The organism is Acinetobacter sp. SM34 (genome assembly GCF_022012365.1).
Lineage (GTDB): Bacteria > Pseudomonadota > Gammaproteobacteria > Pseudomonadales > Moraxellaceae > Acinetobacter.
Genome location: NZ_JAKLTP010000004.1, coordinates 18656 through 36463, shown reverse-complemented (window position 1 = coordinate 36463; position 17808 = coordinate 18656). Strand labels below are relative to the sequence as shown.

Annotated in this window: 16 protein-coding genes, 2 tRNA genes and 1 pseudogene; 11 read left to right on the top strand and 8 right to left on the bottom strand. The window is 42.5% G+C overall.

The features are described from left to right. Nucleotides 1-73: 73 nt before the first annotated feature. The 3 genes and pseudogenes from LZZ98_RS04635 to hisB all read right to left on the bottom strand — a co-directional run bounded on the left by LZZ98_RS04635 (nucleotide 74) and on the right by hisB (nucleotide 1964). Nucleotides 74-598 (bottom strand): annotated as a pseudogene (locus LZZ98_RS04635) (DUF805 domain-containing protein). A 155-nt stretch (nucleotides 599-753) separates the two neighbouring features. Next, on the bottom strand, nucleotides 754-1371 hold the full coding sequence (hisH, locus tag LZZ98_RS04630; protein ID WP_237786850.1) for an imidazole glycerol phosphate synthase subunit HisH: 618 nt from the start codon (nucleotides 1369-1371) through the stop codon (nucleotides 754-756). Next, complete coding sequence (hisB, locus tag LZZ98_RS04625) at nucleotides 1371-1964, bottom strand: imidazoleglycerol-phosphate dehydratase HisB (protein ID WP_237786849.1); 594 nt, start codon at nucleotides 1962-1964, stop codon at nucleotides 1371-1373. The genes hisH and hisB overlap by 1 nt, the downstream gene beginning before the upstream one ends. Before the next feature lie 97 nt (nucleotides 1965-2061). On the opposite strand from hisB, the gene LZZ98_RS04620 reads away from it, so the two are divergent. From LZZ98_RS04620 to LZZ98_RS04585, 8 genes are all read left to right on the top strand, one after another. After that, entirely contained in the window at nucleotides 2062-2439 is a 378-nt protein-coding gene (locus tag LZZ98_RS04620; protein ID WP_086174631.1) for a GNAT family N-acetyltransferase, read from the top strand. Nucleotides 2440-2637: 198 nt separating this feature from the next. Continuing rightward, nucleotides 2638-2713 (top strand) — tRNA-Phe (locus LZZ98_RS04615). Nucleotides 2714-2848: 135 nt separating this feature from the next. After that, nucleotides 2849-2924 (top strand) — tRNA-Phe (locus LZZ98_RS04610). A gap of 269 nt (nucleotides 2925-3193) precedes the next feature. Further along, complete coding sequence (locus LZZ98_RS04605; RefSeq protein ID WP_237786848.1) at nucleotides 3194-3718, top strand: hypothetical protein; 525 nt, start codon at nucleotides 3194-3196, stop codon at nucleotides 3716-3718. A gap of 78 nt (nucleotides 3719-3796) precedes the next feature. Continuing rightward, nucleotides 3797-4246 carry a hypothetical protein gene (locus tag LZZ98_RS04600; RefSeq protein ID WP_237786847.1) on the top strand — a complete coding sequence of 150 codons (450 nt, stop codon included), beginning with the start codon at nucleotides 3797-3799 and terminating at the stop codon, nucleotides 4244-4246. A gap of 18 nt (nucleotides 4247-4264) precedes the next feature. Continuing rightward, nucleotides 4265-4978, top strand: a complete 714-nt coding sequence (locus LZZ98_RS04595) for a hypothetical protein (protein ID WP_237786846.1) — start codon at nucleotides 4265-4267, stop codon at nucleotides 4976-4978. A gap of 28 nt (nucleotides 4979-5006) precedes the next feature. Further along, the gene (locus tag LZZ98_RS04590; protein ID WP_237786845.1) at nucleotides 5007-5741 is read left to right on the top strand and encodes a class I SAM-dependent methyltransferase; all 735 of its coding nucleotides are present in this window, start codon (nucleotides 5007-5009) and stop codon (nucleotides 5739-5741) included. A 269-nt stretch (nucleotides 5742-6010) separates the two neighbouring features. Further along, entirely contained in the window at nucleotides 6011-6544 is a 534-nt protein-coding gene (locus tag LZZ98_RS04585) for a hypothetical protein (protein WP_237786844.1), read from the top strand. Nucleotides 6545-6677: 133 nt separating this feature from the next. Here the strand turns inward: LZZ98_RS04585 and LZZ98_RS04580 are convergent, their stop codons facing one another. Further along, nucleotides 6678-7349, bottom strand: coding sequence for a hypothetical protein (locus tag LZZ98_RS04580; RefSeq protein ID WP_237786843.1), 672 nt, complete (start codon nucleotides 7347-7349; stop codon nucleotides 6678-6680). Nucleotides 7350-7749: 400 nt separating this feature from the next. Between LZZ98_RS04580 and LZZ98_RS04575 the strand changes: the two genes are divergently transcribed. After that, nucleotides 7750-8022 (top strand): hypothetical protein, encoded by a 273-nt coding sequence (locus LZZ98_RS04575; protein WP_086197715.1) that lies wholly within the window; start codon nucleotides 7750-7752, stop codon nucleotides 8020-8022. A gap of 203 nt (nucleotides 8023-8225) precedes the next feature. Further along, complete coding sequence (gene tehB / locus LZZ98_RS04570) at nucleotides 8226-9092, top strand: SAM-dependent methyltransferase TehB (protein WP_237786842.1); 867 nt, start codon at nucleotides 8226-8228, stop codon at nucleotides 9090-9092. A gap of 21 nt (nucleotides 9093-9113) precedes the next feature. Here the strand turns inward: tehB and drt2 are convergent, their stop codons facing one another. The 4 genes from drt2 to LZZ98_RS04550 form a co-directional block, all read right to left on the bottom strand. Continuing rightward, complete coding sequence (gene drt2, locus LZZ98_RS04565; protein WP_237786841.1) at nucleotides 9114-10475, bottom strand: antiviral reverse transcriptase Drt2; 1362 nt, start codon at nucleotides 10473-10475, stop codon at nucleotides 9114-9116. A 421-nt stretch (nucleotides 10476-10896) separates the two neighbouring features. Further along, entirely contained in the window at nucleotides 10897-12069 is a 1173-nt protein-coding gene (gene fadA, locus LZZ98_RS04560) for an acetyl-CoA C-acyltransferase FadA (protein ID WP_237786840.1), read from the bottom strand. 12 nt (nucleotides 12070-12081) lie between these two features. Continuing rightward, nucleotides 12082-14235, bottom strand: coding sequence for a fatty acid oxidation complex subunit alpha FadB (fadB, locus tag LZZ98_RS04555; RefSeq protein ID WP_237786839.1), 2154 nt, complete (start codon nucleotides 14233-14235; stop codon nucleotides 12082-12084). A gap of 510 nt (nucleotides 14236-14745) precedes the next feature. Further along, complete coding sequence (locus tag LZZ98_RS04550) at nucleotides 14746-15795, bottom strand: AAA family ATPase (protein ID WP_237786838.1); 1050 nt, start codon at nucleotides 15793-15795, stop codon at nucleotides 14746-14748. 189 nt (nucleotides 15796-15984) lie between these two features. Between LZZ98_RS04550 and uvrC the strand changes: the two genes are divergently transcribed. Then, nucleotides 15985-17784 (top strand): excinuclease ABC subunit UvrC, encoded by a 1800-nt coding sequence (uvrC, locus tag LZZ98_RS04545; protein ID WP_237786837.1) that lies wholly within the window; start codon nucleotides 15985-15987, stop codon nucleotides 17782-17784. Nucleotides 17785-17808: the final 24 nt, after the last annotated feature.

The window sequence follows — 17808 nt, the reverse complement described above, 5'->3', positions numbered from 1 at the left end:
TAATTGTTTTTCAAATTTTAGGCAAAAATAAAGCCTGCATATTGCAGGCTTTAGTCATGTATAGCGGAAGTTATTAGTGGTTTTGCTCTGCTTGCTGCTGTATTTCTATTTGCGCTTGATGTGCGCGCTGTACATAGTCTTGATAAGCAGGGATAGCGATTGCAGCTAAAATACCGATTGGGAAAATCAGCACATAGAACCATGCCAACACTTTTTCCCAGGTTTTTGTGCTACGCGGTAGACCAAACTGGTTTTCATGTTCATCACCTTTAGCAAAAGCTAAATACAGTGTTAAACCCAAATTGATCAATGGGATCAGCGTCAGCAAGGACAGCCATCCGCTGTGATTGCGGTCATGTAGGCGTCGGATGGCGAAGATGAAAGTAAAATACAGCACACCCATATATACAAAACCTAAAAATAGTATTGCTGAAGTAGGCAGTCTTTGATCTGGTGTTTGCAGTCATGGAAGTCCAATAGCGACGAGGATGGCGATAAGCATAATGGAGATACACAGCAGTCCATTCCAGCCCAGATAGGATAATCGACCAAAACGTCCATCAGCATTCAGTGCTGAGTCATTATTAATATTGCTCATTATTATTTTCCTATATTTTTTAAATAAATATGTTTAATTGTTAGTCAAATAATAATCAATTTTAATCTGAATTTAAAGAGGGATTTTTAAGCTTAGATCTCAAAATAAAAAAGCCCAACCAGAGTTGAGCTTTTAAAATATTTAAAAATGGATGTTTAGATTTTCCATTCCACAAAGTTTTTCAGTAACTGTAAACCTGCGGTATGGCTCTTTTCCGGATGGAACTGGGTCGCGAACAGATTTTCTTTATGCAATGCCGTGCAGAACTCTAGACCATAGTCACAAGTGGCAGCTACAAGGCTTTTATCTTGAGGTTCAACATAGAAGCTATGCACGAAATAGAAACGTGCATCCTGTTCAATGTCTTTCCACATTGGATGACTTGGGTCAGCCTGATGCACCTGGTTCCAGCCCATGTGCGGCACTTTTAAGCCGGCCATATCCGGAAAACGCTTTACTTCACCTGCAAAAATACCCAGCGCATCTGAACCGCCATTTTCTTCCGAGCGTTGCATCAAGGCCTGCATGCCGACACAAATCGCAAGAACAGGCTTGTTAAATACGGCATGGCGTACCACTTCATCAATACCGGCTTCATGCATGCCCTGCATACAGTCACGCATTGCGCCTACACCGGGAAATACGATTTTATCGGCTTGGGCAATCAGCTTGGGATCATTGGTCACATCTACAGTTGCGCCAACATGTTCCAGGGCTTTGGCTGCAGAGTGTAAATTTCCCATGCCATAGTCAAGAAGGGCAATACGGGTCATTACAAAGTACCTTTGGTTGAAGCAACAGTGTTTTCTGCACGTGGATCGATTTCACATGCCATACGCAGCGCGCGTGCAAAAGCTTTAAACACGCTTTCGATTTGGTGATGGCTGTTTTTGCCTTTCAGGTTGTCAATGTGCAGCGTCATTAAGGCGTGATTTACAAAACCTTGGAAAAATTCAGAGAATAAATCTACATCAAAACGACCAATCATCGAACGTGTAAATGGAATATCCATAAACAGACCTGGACGACCTGATAAATCGACTACTACACGACTTAAAGACTCATCTAGTGGTGCATAAAAATGACCATAGCGTTTTAAGCCTTTTTTGTCACCTAGGGCTTGGGCAAATGCTTGTCCAAGTGTGATCCCGCAGTCTTCTACGGTATGATGATCATCAATTTCCAGGTCACCATCACAATGAATATCAATGTCAAATAAGCCATGTCGCTTGATTTGATCAATCATATGATCTAAAAATGGAACACCTGTGTTGAGAGTGCCTTGACCTGTACCATCAAGATTCACACGAACTCGGATTTTGGTTTCGTTAGTGTTTCTTACCACTTCACTGATACGTTGCGTCATAGACACGTTCCTCAAAAACGTCAAAAATGATGATGTAAAATGTTTTTTCGCGGGTGACGAAGTCCCCGCATATTAGATTGCTCAGGAGGGTTAATCAATGCCTATTACCGTACATGCTTATACTTCACTAGAAAATGACGAAGTGCGCAGCCAGCTTGAGCGACTGTATGACACCAGCCCGGAATTTGGTGACGGGCAGGATGCCATTGAACAACTAGAGCAAAACTTGGCTCAGTATACCTTAGTTTATACAGCAGAATTTAATACAAAATTGATTGGGGCGATTTGGTGTACCGGGCAGGGCGAAAGCCGGGTACTGGAAAATATTGTGGTACATCCGGCCAACCGTGGACGCGGGGTTGCAGAACGCCTGGTCAGTGAAGTATGCCGGATGGAAGAAGAAAAAGGCGTGAAGACATTTGAACCGGGCTGTGGAGCAATTCATCGTTGTCTGGCCCATCTGGAAAAAATTTAAACCCGTCTGGCAAATAAAAAAGCAGCCTTGAGGCTGCTTTTTTATGAGGAAAAATATCGATGCCACTCAATAATGATTTGAGTTTTAAATAAAAAATAAGCAAATAAACGCCAAATTGCTGTAAAAATAAACGTTTGCTTTAAAAAGCCCAAAACTTGCTTGACTGAAAAACACTTAAACTGTTTAATACGCGGCATCGGCGTGATAGCTCAGTAGGTAGAGCAACGGATTGAAAATCCGTGTGTCCCCAGTTCGATCCTGGGTCTCGCCACCATATTTAAAATCTATTTTAAGATTTCAATCCCTGATCCCATCAGGGATTTTTTTTGGGTAAAAAATATTCGATCAAATAAAAATGTGATGAATTATATTGACTATTGATGACAGATACGGCTTAATACACGGCATTGGCGTGATAGCTCAGTAGGTAGAGCAACGGATTGAAAATCCGTGTGTCCCCAGTTCGATCCTGGGTCTCGCCACCATATTCAAAAAATCCTCAAACATTGTTTGGGGATTTTTTTTGCCTGTCTGTTGGGTATGGTTTTATATCTGCATGCAAGCTGCGATAAAACACGAATAAGAATCGAATATCATTAATCATTGTGGTGGTTTTGAAACACCGTTTATCTGAGTTAATGTGAGCAAAAACGGAATTTCATGTAGGCTATAACGTATAAAGTTGCAGTTAGAAACATTTTCCTTGCATGGTGTGAAGCTGCATTGCCTTGAAATTATGTTACGAGTCAAGCTTATGAATCTTCTAAAAATCTCTGCGTTGGTGTTGATATTCGGTGGTACAGAAAGCATGATGGCCCATGCGGATGACACTGTGACCTTGCCGACCCTGCAAGTGTTGGCTGAGCCAGAATTACGTAAAGAAACAGGGATTGTGCCGTATCAGAATGATGAGATGAATCGCCGTGCTTTACAGCATCAAATAATTCGTAATTCACGTGAAGCCCAAAACTTTATGATAGACAGCCATGTGGTTGCCAATCTTGAAATTCAGCCCTTACAATCACAGCCAGACCTAAATTCCTTACCTCCCTTACTTCAACAACATGTATTGAATATTGCTCAGGGTTTACAGTCGAGTGATCCTACGCAAGGCTTGTATATTATGTTGCAACCCTTTGGCATAGACCGTAGCAACAGTATGCAGCCCCTCGAACGTGGTCATCTACAGATCAACCTGAACAATATCAATATTGGTACGCTTGAACGTTCTGTGAATAATCCTCCTGTACCTGCGGTACCGACACCGAAAATGCAATAATTTTTCTCGCTTTACATTTCCACAGGTTGAGGATTTCTTTCTTATAGAATCAAAGCAATAACTATTGGAGACTCCACAATGAAAAGAATCGCGCTCCCCGTATTCACTTTTTTATCGGTATTAGTCACGGCTTGTGGTGGTAGTGGATTTGAAGATCACTTCAACTCTTCTTTTGAGAAAACCTTTACCTTTGGTACGCAAACTTTTATTTGCCGCAGTGAAAAAGCGGCCAATGCCTGTGGTGGCGCAAATCAGGACTGTTCAGCCTGTGAGCTGCAATCACCTTCTTCAGTTGTTATTACTCAGCTATGTGCTCAACCTGGAGCAAATATCCATCAAGTGACGGTAAATGGCTGTGTGGCAAGACTGACCAATGATACCCAAACCGGACTTTGTACTTCGGAGGGATTAAGACTGCTTTCAGGAACTAATTTGACCAGGCAGCAAGTCGCTGCAGGGGCATTATTTCCTACAGGTAGCTTGAATATAACGGTCGGAAACCTGACTGAAACCATTAGCTGCAACTAAGTCGTGTATTTAAGCCGCATGAAATTTGTGATGCCGCTGCTGATTGGCATGCTGTGTTTTGGATTGGGCTATTTTGTTGCCCCATCCAGGCCTGAATCTGAACCATCTGTTCCTGAGCATACTCAGGATATGGCTGTGGAAAATTTTATCCAGACCATTCAGCAAAACACGCAAGCGCAACCTGACAATCATCGGGTATTGCAGCAACAGCTGAAAAAACAGAAAACCCAACTCAATAGTGTTATCGATCAGGCCACACCCGAGCAGATTGATAAATATCTACAGCAGGCTTTTCCGGATTATGATTTATCTGCTATCCACAACAAGCGCGAGTTTGCCAAACGTCTGGTCGGTGAATTTGTCGATGCAAAGAATGATCCGAATGAGGCCATGACCGGTCAGGCCACCGTCACGGCGCAGCAACAATATATAACCAATAACGTGCTGCCGAGACAGATTTATGCCGGACAGCAGCTTTTTGCCCATTTTGATACTTTAGGAAAAACGCCGAATAACCAGCAGGTTTTTGTTCGCTGGAGCAACCAGGCTACCGGTGAAGTGCTGTTTTTTATGCCGCAGCGCATCAGTGTCAATCGGGAACAGAACTGGGTCAGTTTTAATCCGGCAAAAGGCTGGAAAGTGGGTACATACGATGTTAAATATTATCAATTGAATGATCAGCTGGTGCCCATTGCCCAGACCAGTTTTAGAATCGATCAGATTATTGATTAAACTGATAAAAATATTTGAGCATCGTTAAATGAAAGATCTTTTTTCCAGCAATAGTTTGCGCTATAAGCAGGCCCGTCCGAGCTATTCCATCCAAATTGTCAAAGAAATTTTACGTCATGTACCAGAACGAACTTTTGCCTGGGATTGCGGCGCGGGCTCAGGTCAGTTTACCCAGCTTCTGGCTCCATATTTCGAGCATGTGCTGGCTACAGATATTAGCGAGGCTCAGTTACAACAAGCGCCTTATTTTGAAAATGTCAGCTATCAGGTGCAAGCGGCCGAGCAGACCAGTATTCCAGCACAATCCATTGATCTGGTTACGGTGGCTCAAGCCATTCACTGGTTTGACTTCGATGCATTTTATAAAGAAGTGAAACGGGTGCTTAAACCGCAAGGCGTGTTCGCTGCCATTGGTTATGGCCTCATTGAAGTACAGGATGCTGCAATCAATGCCTTGGTTCAGCAGCTGTATTCTGAAACCTTAAAAGGCTATTGGGACAGTGAACGCCGTTATATTGATGAGCTGTATCAAAGCATTCCATTTCCTTTTCAGGAACAAACTGTACCGGAACTGCATTTGCATTATCAGTGGACAGGACAGCAACTACTCAGTTATTTAAGAACCTGGTCAGCGCTGAAACATTATCAGGATCACAACACGCATGATCCATTACAGCCGATTTCAGAGGCTTTGCAAGCTGCAGCTGAACCCTTAGATGTAACATTTTCTGTACTTTTACGCGTCGGAATACGAGAAAAATAAAGATTATGACGGAATTTTTATGTCAGCGAGGCAGTAAAGCAGGAGAAGATAAAAATCTGATTTATAGAAACATGATCCAGCGTAGAGCTTTTTTATCGAAGCAGGTCTGATGTTTTTTAAGCGGTGAAATGGGCAGCTTTTTTAACGAAAGTTAGAATGTCCCGCAAGACCACTAGTCAGGGCTAACTGGCTGAAAGGCGTATACGCTATACAATTACAGGTGTCGACGGTTGTTTGTTTACTTCAATTCATTGTTGAGTAGAACTGCCATGAACCTGCTAAAAAATTTGTCCTGCGCAATCGTAGCGATTGCCGGAAGTTTTTCCATTTCATCTACTTTTGCCGATATAGCTGATACACCTGAATTAAGCCCCTTAATGGATTCAGAGTTAAGAGTTGAAGCCGAAACAGTACAGGTCATGTATGATCCACATGATCATCAACGAGAGAAAGCCTTGCAGCACCGGATTATGCAGATCCAGATGGATGCCCAGAATTTTGTCGTAGATCCTACTATTGTGATGACTATAGATCTGGTTCCTGAACCCCCTATGCCAGACATCCACAGCCTGCCATTGCCACTACAGCAATATGTTCTGGCCATTGCCCGAGGTTTGCAATCATCAGACCCACGAGAAGGCCTGTATATTCTGCTTGAGCCTTTTGGCATAAACCGTAATGCCGTGAATGTACAAATCGCTCGAGAGCAAATTTCATTGGGTGTGTTGGAAAATACCTTGCGAAATGAAGCGATCAGGCTTTCACAACAAGAGTTAAGTTCACCGAATAGCAATATACGCTAGTTTTTAATTCAGAATTTCTAAACGGTATTTATGTAAAAAACTTGCTTAAACCAGAAAGAAAAAAAGCTGCTGAAATAAAAAAAGATGCCAGCAGATGGCATCTTTTTTAGCGCTCATATGCGTTCAGGCAAGATTAAGCAGCAGATTTTTTAAACCAAGAGAAGAATGATTTTTTCTCAGCTTTTACTTCAGTTTTAACCGCATCCGCTTTTTCAGCAACAGCTTGTTTAACTTCAGTCGCTTTTTCTACAGTTGCATCTTTTGCTTCAGTAGTTGTTGCAACAGTCGCATCTTTCACTTCAACCGCTTTTTCTACCACAGCATCTTTCGCAGCTACAGTTTTTTCTACAGTTACATCTTTTGCTTGAGTGGTTTTAGCTACGGCAGTTTTTTTTGCTTGAGCAGTTTTAGTTACTACCGCGTCTTTTGCTTGAACAGTTTTAGCAACAGTCGCTTGTTTTGCGTCAGCAGCTTTTGCGACTACAACATCTTTGGCAGCTACAGTTTTATGCGCAGCAGCGTCTTTTGCTTGAACAGTTTTAGCAACAGTCGCTTGTTTTGCATTAGCAGCTTTTGCGACTACAACATCTTTGGCAGCTACTGTTGTATGAGCAGCAGTTTTTGCTTGAGTTGCAGCAGTTGTGGTTTTAACAGCAGTCGAAGTTTTTGCAGCATCTGTTTTTACTTGTGCTTTTGCAGCAGCAACTTTAGCGGCTGGAGTTGTTTCTACAGCAGCAGTAGCAGCCATAGCAGATGTAGTACCTGCAACTAAAGCGATCGCTACAGCAGTTTTAATAGTATTCATGTTGGTCACTCAATAGTGAGAATAAAGAGGGTTTTTGTACTGGATATTTTAACGCTCGAGATAGTTACTTTTTTTAATTGATCTGTTCAGATGTGCTTGATTGTATGAATATTCCACTAAATTTACAGAGTGATAACATGATGTTGCAAATGGGTTACACTGCTTTGTAAGTTCTTAGTCCTATCCGGGTTTGATTAAATAGAAATTGATATTTTTGATGTTTGTAATAATTGGATTTTTCTTGGGCTTTACCGGGTAAAACGCTCATGCTGTTGAACACAGGAATCTTATCTTTTCAAACATGACAGTTTTGCAATAGGACTGTCATTTGCCGTTCAAATTCGGTTGCTAGATTAAAACAGTCGCAAAGATCACGACATGAAATCTAGGCAGGTGAGTCATGAAAACCCTACACGTTTTTGATGATATTCAGCATGTATACAGTGAATTTGTTGAAAATAAAAAATACCCGAAACTGGAAAGCCTGAACAATTGGGGTAAAAACCGTTTTTTCTTTAATCAATACTTTAAAATGATTGAAGACTGGCATCATACCGAGCAGATTGTGATTCAGTTTAATCAGCAGTATTACAGTCTGGACACCGGTAGCGCCCCCGACTTTATGGATCAAGAAAAATATATGGAATGGTTGCGCGAACAACTGCTGCATTAAAAAAATATTTATCTCGCTTTTAAAGTTTCCCAAAAAACTGTCCGTATCGGGCAGTTTTTTGCTTTTCTATATGGTTTTTAGTTTGCTTGAATGGTATGTCGCTGGCTTATTTCAATCTGCTGTGGAACGGGCTATGCTAAAAACATAGATCATCAACTGATTAATTTCAGCTCGACCACCGATGCTTTGGAGCGCAGTCTTTTATGCAACAGCTTATTTGTTATAAAGAACTTCCTGTCTGGACACAGCAGAGTATCCCGCAAGGGTTTAAAAATCAGCACAATACCAAAGCTGGGACATGGGCAAAGCTGACGGTATTCAAGGGGGAGCTGAATTTTGCCATGCTGGATGAATCGGGTAGCGTACAGTCCGAGCATGTGTTTAGCCCAGAGCAGCAGCCTCCGTTTATTGAACCGCAGGCGTGGCATAAAATTATTTCTGCCAGTGATGATGTGCAATGTCAGCTACGGTTTTACTGTCTGCCACAGGATTACTTCACTAAAAAGTATCAGCTTTCACCCACGCACTCGGAAATTCTGGCTGCTACCCCGTATTTGCAAGGTGGCCGTGCCCTGGATGTCGGCTGCGGACAGGGACGTAATGCGCTGTATTTAAGTCAGCATGGTTTTGAAGTGGATGCCTGGGATGTCAATGAAAACAGCTTGCAAACCTTAAGACAGATTATTCAGGCTGAGCAGATTGATAATATTCAGGTGCAGCAGCGTGACTTAAATGCAGACCCCAGTATTACCGGCCGTTACGACTTTATTTGCTGTACGGTGGTGATGATGTTTTTACAGGCCCAAACGGTGAAACCTCTTATTGCGCAGATGCAGCAGGCGACTGCTCCGGGTGGCTATAACCTGATTGTCTGTGCGATGGATACACCAGACATACCGGCACAGCCTGACTTTCCTTTTGCCTTTAAGCAAGGGGAATTAAGTGCTTTGTACGAAGGCTGGAACATTGTTAAATACAATGAAAATGTCGGAGAGCTGCATCGGGTAGATGATGAAGGGAAGCGTATAAAACAGCATTTTGCAACGTTGTTGGCGCAGATGGTTAAATAGTTAGCTGGTTGTAGAAATAACTTACTTTAAGCAAGATGTATCTTTTGCTATAAGGTAAAAGTCTTCATTCAATTCATCATATTTATTTATATGGTGATGAATTTTGTTCCAATGAGGTTTGATCTGATTTCTAATTGCTGGTTCATTCATAATACGTGCAGCTCTTAATGCATAACTTATATAATTTCTAGATCCAATAAATGAAAAGCGTCTATAAATATGTTTTTTATGCCTTTCTAGAAGTGGTTCGTTACGTTGAATTCTTGCAGTATTAATTTTGACTAAGTGCTTATTTGTCATTTTTATTGCTTTCATAACTTTATGAGAATATTTAGCTAAACCAGCATCACGCAGAAGAATTTTTTTACCGTCGTAAGTAAAACCTAAATATTGTAATTCATCTGTTGAGACCCTAATGCCTTCTTTAAACTCGGCAATTTTTGTTTTCTTCTCTTGAATTTCTAATTTCAAGTTTTTGATTAAGCTCTGGATATCTTTTAGTAGTGGTCTTGAATTTTTTGGATCGCTAATAATTAAAATATCATCACAATAACGATAATATTTACCACCTACTTTTTGCACTTTACTATTTATTTTTTCATCAAAATCTAGCATGTAAATATTTGAAATAAAAGCACTAATGGATGATCCTTGCGGTATTCCTTTACCTTTGCTTCCTCTTCGTATTATTTTATTTTTTCTGATTTTTTCTCTAAATTCTTGACTTGAACATAATCGTTTCAAATCTTTGTGATTTCGATTAATTGATAATCCAAGATGCTGGTATACATCTCTTTTGTTTACATATGAGAAATTGGTAATTGATTTAAATACATTATAGTGATCATTAGGTAGTGTTTCTAAACCTAATACTTTTAACCAAGCTAGTTTTATTAATTGGTGATCTAATTCATCAAAGAAACTTTTAATATCGATACAAAGAACAGAACAATTTTGACGATTCTTAATTTCATCAAAAACATTTTTAGCAAAATGGATATTATTTGGAGAGTTTGGAAGTTTTCTGAAAGCTAATACTGACTCTGCAACTCCTTTCTCTAGTAGTAATTTTTCATAGTTTTCAGTCATTAAGTAAGCATAATAAGCATAAATATGTCCATCGATATGCGCAGAGTATTTGATTGGTCTAATTTTGGGAGTTTGCTTTTCGACAATAATTTGTTTTTTACCTTTTACTATTTTAAAGCCATTTTTTTTAATTTTTTGAGAGATAAGTTCAAAATGGATAAATGGATAGAAAGCATGTCTTTCAATGTTTAATGGATTTGTAACATACGAGAAAATTTTTTCAGGAGAAAGAGGGTAATCGAAATGTAAATAAAATTTTTGACGGTCTTTAAAAAATGTTTGATCAATCTTCATTATTAGAAAATTCAAGGAAAGGCTGACGATAATCCTCGTATTACACGCCCCATTCTAAGAACAGAGTCCCTTGAGCATACCCAAGTACCCACAATTACGTACCCTCTAGAAGAAAAACTCCTACACCGTCTTTAGATCGCGAAAGGATTATACTATGAGAAGCATTGATTACATTCTGTGGAGTACCTTGTACCTTGTTTTCAGTACTTGGATACAGACAGTATGTAACGTTTCACCAGAGATGCTAGAACTGATTCTTACATTGTGTGGTGCAACACTTGACAACAGATTACCTTCCCCATGTTCTACAACATGGGCTTAAGTAATATACTGAATTCAAATTTAAATCACAAATATTTGTTTAATAAAAAGAAACCCCGCACTAAGCGGGGTTTCTTTTATTTCAGTATTTAATTAAGCATTAAACACGTTCAATAATCGTTGCGATACCTTGACCAAGACCAATACACATAGTCGCAAGACCAATTTGTGTATCTTGCTGTTCCATAACGTTCAGCAATGTAGTCGTAATACGCGCACCAGAACAACCCAATGGGTGACCCAGTGCGATTGCACCACCGTTCAGGTTTACACGGTCTTGCTGGTCATAAATGCCTAAGCCTTTAAGAACCGACAAACCTTGTGCAGCGAACGCTTCGTTCAATTCAAAAGTCTGGATGTCTGAAATTGACAAGCCAGCGCGTTTCAAAGCTTTTTGCGTTGCTGGAACTGGACCATAACCCATGATTGCAGCATCACAGCCTGCAACCGCCATAGAGCGGATCACAGCACGTGGCTTAAGACCAAGCGCTTGCGCACGTTCAGCAGACATCAGTAGCATTGCAGATGCACCATCAGACAACGCTGAAGATGTTGCAGCAGTTACCGTACCGCCTTTCGGGTCAAATGCTGGACGTAAAGCCTGGAATGCTTCAAGGTTGGCATCTGGACGAATCACTTCGTCGATGTCGCACAGGATTTTGAAACCGTTGGCATCGTGACCTTCAACACCAATAATTTCGTTTTTGAAACGACCTTCTTGCGTTGCAGCCCAGGCGCGGCGGTGAGATTCAACACCGAATGCATCTTGTTCTTCACGAGTAATGCCGTTCATGCGACCCAACATTTCAGCAGTTAAGCCCATCATGTTAGACGCTTTGGCATAGTGCTTAGATGCTTCAGGGTTCAGGTCGATGCCGTGCATCATGCCTACGTGGCCCATGTGCTCAACACCACCAATGATGAAGATATCACCCTGATTCGTTGCAATTTGCGCAGCCGCAGTGTGGATGGCCTGCATAGACGAACCACACAGACGGTTAACGGTTTGACCTGCCACAGTTTTAGGCAAGTCAGCCAATAAACCAATGTTACGGGCAATGTTCATGCCTTGTTCAAGTGTCTGGTTGACACAGCCCCAGATCAGGTCTTCAACTTCGTTGACATCAAACTGGTTACGAGCAACAAGTGCACGTACAAGTTCAGCAGAAAGGCTGTCAGCACGTACATTGCGGAACATACCGTTTTTGGTTTTACCCATTGCTGAACGTACGCCATCAACGATGACAACGTCACGCGGATTTAAAGTAGCCATTCACGTTGCTCCTTAACCGTAGAATTTTTTGTTGTTAGCAGCCATGTCACGCAACATTTGTGGCGCTTCATAAGCCTTACCTAAGTGTGCATATTTGTCGCAAAGCGCAACGTATTCAGCAACACCTGTTTGGTCGATGTAACGTGCAGGGCCGCCACGGAATGGAGGGAAACCAACACCCATAATCATCGCCATATCTGCTTCAGAAGCAGTTGCTACGATCTTGTCTTCCAGGCAACGAACAGTTTCGTTACAGAAAGCCAGCATCATACGATCAATGATTTCCTGAGCATCAAATTCACGTTTTTCCGCAGTTGCAACAGATGCAACAAGCTCATACGCAGTTGGATCAACCACTTTGGCTTTTTTGCCTTTACGGTCAAGTTCATACTTGTAGAAACCAACGTCGTTCTTTTGACCCAGACGTTTTGCTTCGTACATGGTTTGAATCGAACCTTTGAAGTCCGGTTTCATACGGTCAGGGAAGCCTTCAGCCATCACTTCTGCACCGTGAACGCCAGTGTCGATACCGACAACGTCCATCAGGTAAGCAGGACCCATAGGCCAGCCGAAGCGTTCCATCACTTTATCGATTTGCTGGAAGTCAGCACCATCTTTAAGCAATAGGTCAAATGCACCAAAGTAAGGGAACAATACGCGGTTTACCAGGAAGCCCGGGCAGTCGTTGACAACGATTGGTGTTTTACCCATTTTCTGAGCAAGAACTACAGTTGTTGCAATCGCTTCAGCAGAGGTTTTCTCACCACGGATCACTTCTACCAATGGCATCATGTGCACTGGGTTAAAGAAGTGCATACCCACGAAGTTTTCAGGACGTTGCAGGTTTTCAGCTAAACGTGTGATTGAAATCGTAGAGGTATTTGATGCAATGATCGTGTTTTCGCGAACGTTCTTCTCGGTTTCAGCAAGTACGATACCCTTCACTTTAGGGTTTTCCGTTACTGCTTCAATTACGATGTCCACTTCTTTAAACTCGTCATAGCTTAAAGTCGGGCGGATGCGCGCAAGAGTTTCACCCATTTTTGCAGGGGTCATTTTCTTACGTTCAACTTGTTTGGTCAGTAAGCCGTTTGCTTCTTTCATACCCAAAGCAAGTTGCGGATTACCAATGTCTTTCATGATGATTGGTGTGCCTTTGCTTGCCGCCTGGTAAGCAATACCACCACCCATGATACCTGCACCAAGTACAGCTGCCTGGTTTACAGGATGCGCACCTTTTTCATAGCGCTTAGAGGTTTTCTTCACGATTTGGTCGTTGATGAATAAACCGATCAACGCACCTGCTTGCGGTGTTACCGCAGCTTTTGCAAAACCTTCAGCTTCAAATTTCAATGCTTCGTTACGTGGAAGGCTTGCACCTGCCTGTAATGAATCAAGCAGAAGTTTAGGCGCAGGGTATTGCGCAGGGTTTGCTTTTGCAAGAACAGCACCTTTTGCTGAGTTGAATGCCATCATTTGCTCAAGCATGTTCAACTTAACAGGGTCTAATTTTTCCTGACGTTTTGCTTTCCAGTCCAAACGGCCAGCAATGGCTTGTTTAACCAGGTCAATCGCAGCATCTTGTAATTTGTCCGCAGCAACCACAGCATCAACAGCACCATCTTTCAGTGCAGCAGCAGGTTTTTTAGGATTAGCCATTGCCATCCATTCAACCGCATTGTCGATACCGATTACACGGCTTAAACGAACCGTACCACCGAAGCCCGGGAAGATACCGAGTTTGATTTCAGGAAGACCGACTTGAGCCGCTTCTGACATTACACGGTAGTCACAGACCAGGCACATTTCAAAGCCGCCGCCCAATGCCATACCATTGATTGCAGCAACTTTAGGAATCTCTAAATCTTCAAATGCGTTGAAGATGTCGTGAACAGGCAATGCCCAATCCACAATCGCTTTTTCGCCTTGTGCGAAGTTTTCACCGAATTCAGTGATGTCAGCGCCAACGATAAATGTTGATTTAGCTGAGGTAACGATTAAACCTTTTACTTCGCTATTTGCTTTAACCGCTTCAATTGCAGCTTTAAAATCTTCAATTGTTGCACGGTTAAATTTGTTGACCGACTCACCTTGTAAGTCAAAGCGGAATTCTGCAATTCCGTCCGAAAGCATTTGGACGGTAATGGCATTGCCAGCGTGGATCATGCCTGATCTCCTTTATTTTGGAGGACTTCTAAGTTGATGTTGTGAAGCGTGTACGCAATTTCAGCGTACATTTATGCTTCGCCAATCTTACGATAACTATATCCAAAAAGAACATAACAAGTTGTATCAAGCCGTGACGCAAGGGTCATCAATTTTTTTTCAACAAACCCTTGTAGTGGGCAGCTTTATTTTTACTGTGCTGGGTAAAAATGTGATGAACTTTTTGTTTAAATTAGGATTTTTTAATAATTTCGTGACTATTTATATCTGGGATAAGTACCGGATTTCAAGTTTTTTATGGCTTTGTTTTGGTCAAAAAGGTCAATTGGGCTAAATTTAGCGCTCATTCAAGTCATGCTTGCAGCAAAGTTTTAAGCAAAAGATTGCAAATGGCAGCGCTGATGAGCATTTTATTGAAATAAAAGTGAACGCAGTTTGCAGTCAAATACGCTGCCGAATGTTTGACTGCATAGAGAGTTTAGCAGGGTATGTAGAAGGCTATTTAGAAGCTTATTCAGCTTGAATCATCAATTGACCATCAGCAAAATTCACCGTGAGCTGAGCTTTTTCCGGATAATTTAAAAAATAAATGGCCAGAATCGGTTCCAGTTCAGTTCGCATCCTGCGGGCTAAATGGCGTGCGCCAAAACGGATATCATGACCTTGGTAGAAGTGTGCTTTGGCTGAATCGGTTAAAATCACTGCACGTTTTTGATGCTGTAATCGTTGATTTAGCTTTTCCAGTTCAATGTCCACCAGTTTTGGCAGGGCATCATCCTGAACGGCTTGATAATGCAGAGTGCGATCAATCCGGTTTAAAAACTCGGGATCGAATTTTCTAAACATGACTTTTTTAATGATGGTTTTGGTCGGCACTTTTTTCAGACAGAGATCCTGCATTTTCTTGGGCAGAAAATTCAGTTTATCCAAGTATTGCTGCGCAGCTTGTGCACCAATATTACTGGTCATAAAGATCATGCAGTTACGAAAGTCGATGGTTTTGGTGCCGGATGTTAAAGTCAGTTTTCCGGTATCGAGTACATTCATTAAACCGCGAATGACTTCGGTGGAGGCTTTCTCCAGCTCATCAAACAGTACAATCCCCGGGCGGGTATGACTGCCTGCAATGGCGGTTTCATCAAACAGGCTATGACCTTCTTTGGAGCCGACATAGCCCGGAGGTGCACCAGTAATGGCTGCCGCATAGTGTTCTTGTGCCAGAGTGTTCATATCGATGCGGCAAAAGGCATCAGGACGGCCGTAAATTGCTTCGGCAATCAGGCGTACCGTTTCGGTCTTGCCCACACCGGTGGGACCAAGCATTAAGGTCACGGACAATGGGCGCTCGGGACTGGAAAAATCGGCTTTGACCACGTGCAGCATTTTTTCAATTTCATCGAGGGCGGCATCCTGACCAATAATGCGCTGTTTCAACAGCTGCATGACTTCAAGTGGTTCAAAATGAAAACGCGGCTTGCCAATCAGTTTATCTTTTTCAGATGTGCTATGCGTTGCAGTGTCGGGTTTGACGATATGCATCGCGTGATTGGGAGTCGTCATTCAGTTTGATCCAAATTGTTCAGATGGCTTGAGCATAGCAAAATAAGCGCAATTTACTTATAGCTTTTAGCAATCAGGTGATTGCTGGAACTTTGTATGATCGCGATAAAAACAGGCGATTCGCTTGAAAATGGCATGAAAACCATCACATCATGTAGCAAAGTTTATGCAATTTAAATCAGGCTGAATGTGAACGAAAACGCACGAGAACATATTGAAAAGATTCTGGCCCATATGACCACTTTACCGGGCGTGTATCGTATGTTGGGCCAGGATGGCGAATTGCTGTATGTCGGCAAGGCCAAAAATCTGAAAAACCGTGTGTCCAGCTACTTCGTGAAAACCATTGAACATCCTAAAACTCAGGCTTTGGTGGCGCGTATTTATGATATTGAAACGCTGGTGGTGCGTTCGGAAACCGAAGCCTTATTACTTGAACAGAACCTGATCAAGCTGCATCGTCCGCCGTACAACATCATGCTGTGCGACGACAAATCCTATGTCTATATTTTTGTTTCCAGTGACAAGCCTTATCCGCGTATTGCTGCGGGCCGTGGCAAAGGCAAGCATCAGGTGGGTAAGTTTTTTGGGCCTTATCCCAGTGCCTATAATGCCCGCGATACTTTGGTGGTCCTGCAAAAACTGTTTAATGTGCGGCAGTGTGAAAACAGCTATTTTGCCCAGCGCAAACGTCCCTGTTTGCAGTACCAAATTAAACGCTGTACCGCGCCTTGTGTGGGGCTGATTTCGCCTGAAGATTATCAGGAAGATGTCAATAACTCGATTCGCTTTTTACAGGGCGATACCAAAGAGCTGAATCAAGAACTGATTGCCAAAATGGAAGCGGCAGCAGAAGCGCTGGAATTTGAAAAAGCGGTATTTTATCGTGACCGTATGGCGCTGCTGCGCGATGTGCAGTCGCAACAGGCGATTTATAAACTCAAGGGCGAGGCCGATATTCTGGCCATTGCCTATCATGCCGGGGTGACTTGCGTGCAAATCATGCATGTACGTAATGGCAAAATGCTCGGTGGTAAAAGTTATTTCCCGGATATGCTGGGTGATGATCTGGGACAAATGCTGTCTGACTTCATGGCGAACTTTTATTTTCAGGTGGCCGATGAAGTGCCTGCCGAGCTGATTGTGAATGTTGAAATTCCGGATCGCAAAGAGCTGGAACAGGCACTGCAACAGGAATTCGCCAAGAAAGTACAGATTAAGCACAATGTTCGGGAAACCCGGGCCGAATGGCTGGAACTGGCCAATATGAATGTGCAGCATGCCATTAAAGGACAGCTGGCCAATCATTTTGAACTGAATGAACGCTTTCATCAGCTGGAACAGGTGGTGGGTCGTCCGATTGACCGGATTGAATGCTTTGATATCTCACATACCATGGGTGAAGCGACTATCGCTTCCTGTGTGGTATTTGATTCGGGCGGTGCACGGAAACGTGATTATCGCCAGTTTTCCATTGATGATATTACCGGCGGGGATGACTATGCGGCTATGCGCCAAGCACTGACCCGTCGCTATAAAAAAGCCATGTTGCCCGATTTATTGCTGATTGATGGCGGTAAAGGACAATTGCATATGGCGATGCAAGTGATGCAGGATCTGGGACTGGATGCCTTTATGGTCGGGGTATCCAAAGGTGAGGGGCGTAAACCCGGTCTGGAAACCTTACATTTTACCGATGGCAGCAAAATCCAGTTACCTGAAGACCATAAAGCGCTGCATCTAATTCAGCAGGTGCGTGATGAAGCCCATCGTTTTGCCATTACCAAACATCGGGCCAAACGCGACAAGAAACGCGGCTCATCGGTACTGGAAGTGATTCCCGGATTGGGACCCAAACGCCGCCGTGATCTGTTGACTCATTTTGGCGGCATTCAGGGTGTACTGAAAGCCTCGGAAAATGATTTGAAACTGGTGCCCGGTCTTGGAGACGTGATGGCCAGAACCATTTATAAGGTGCTGCATGAATAAATGCAGGTAAATTGGCCAAAGTGC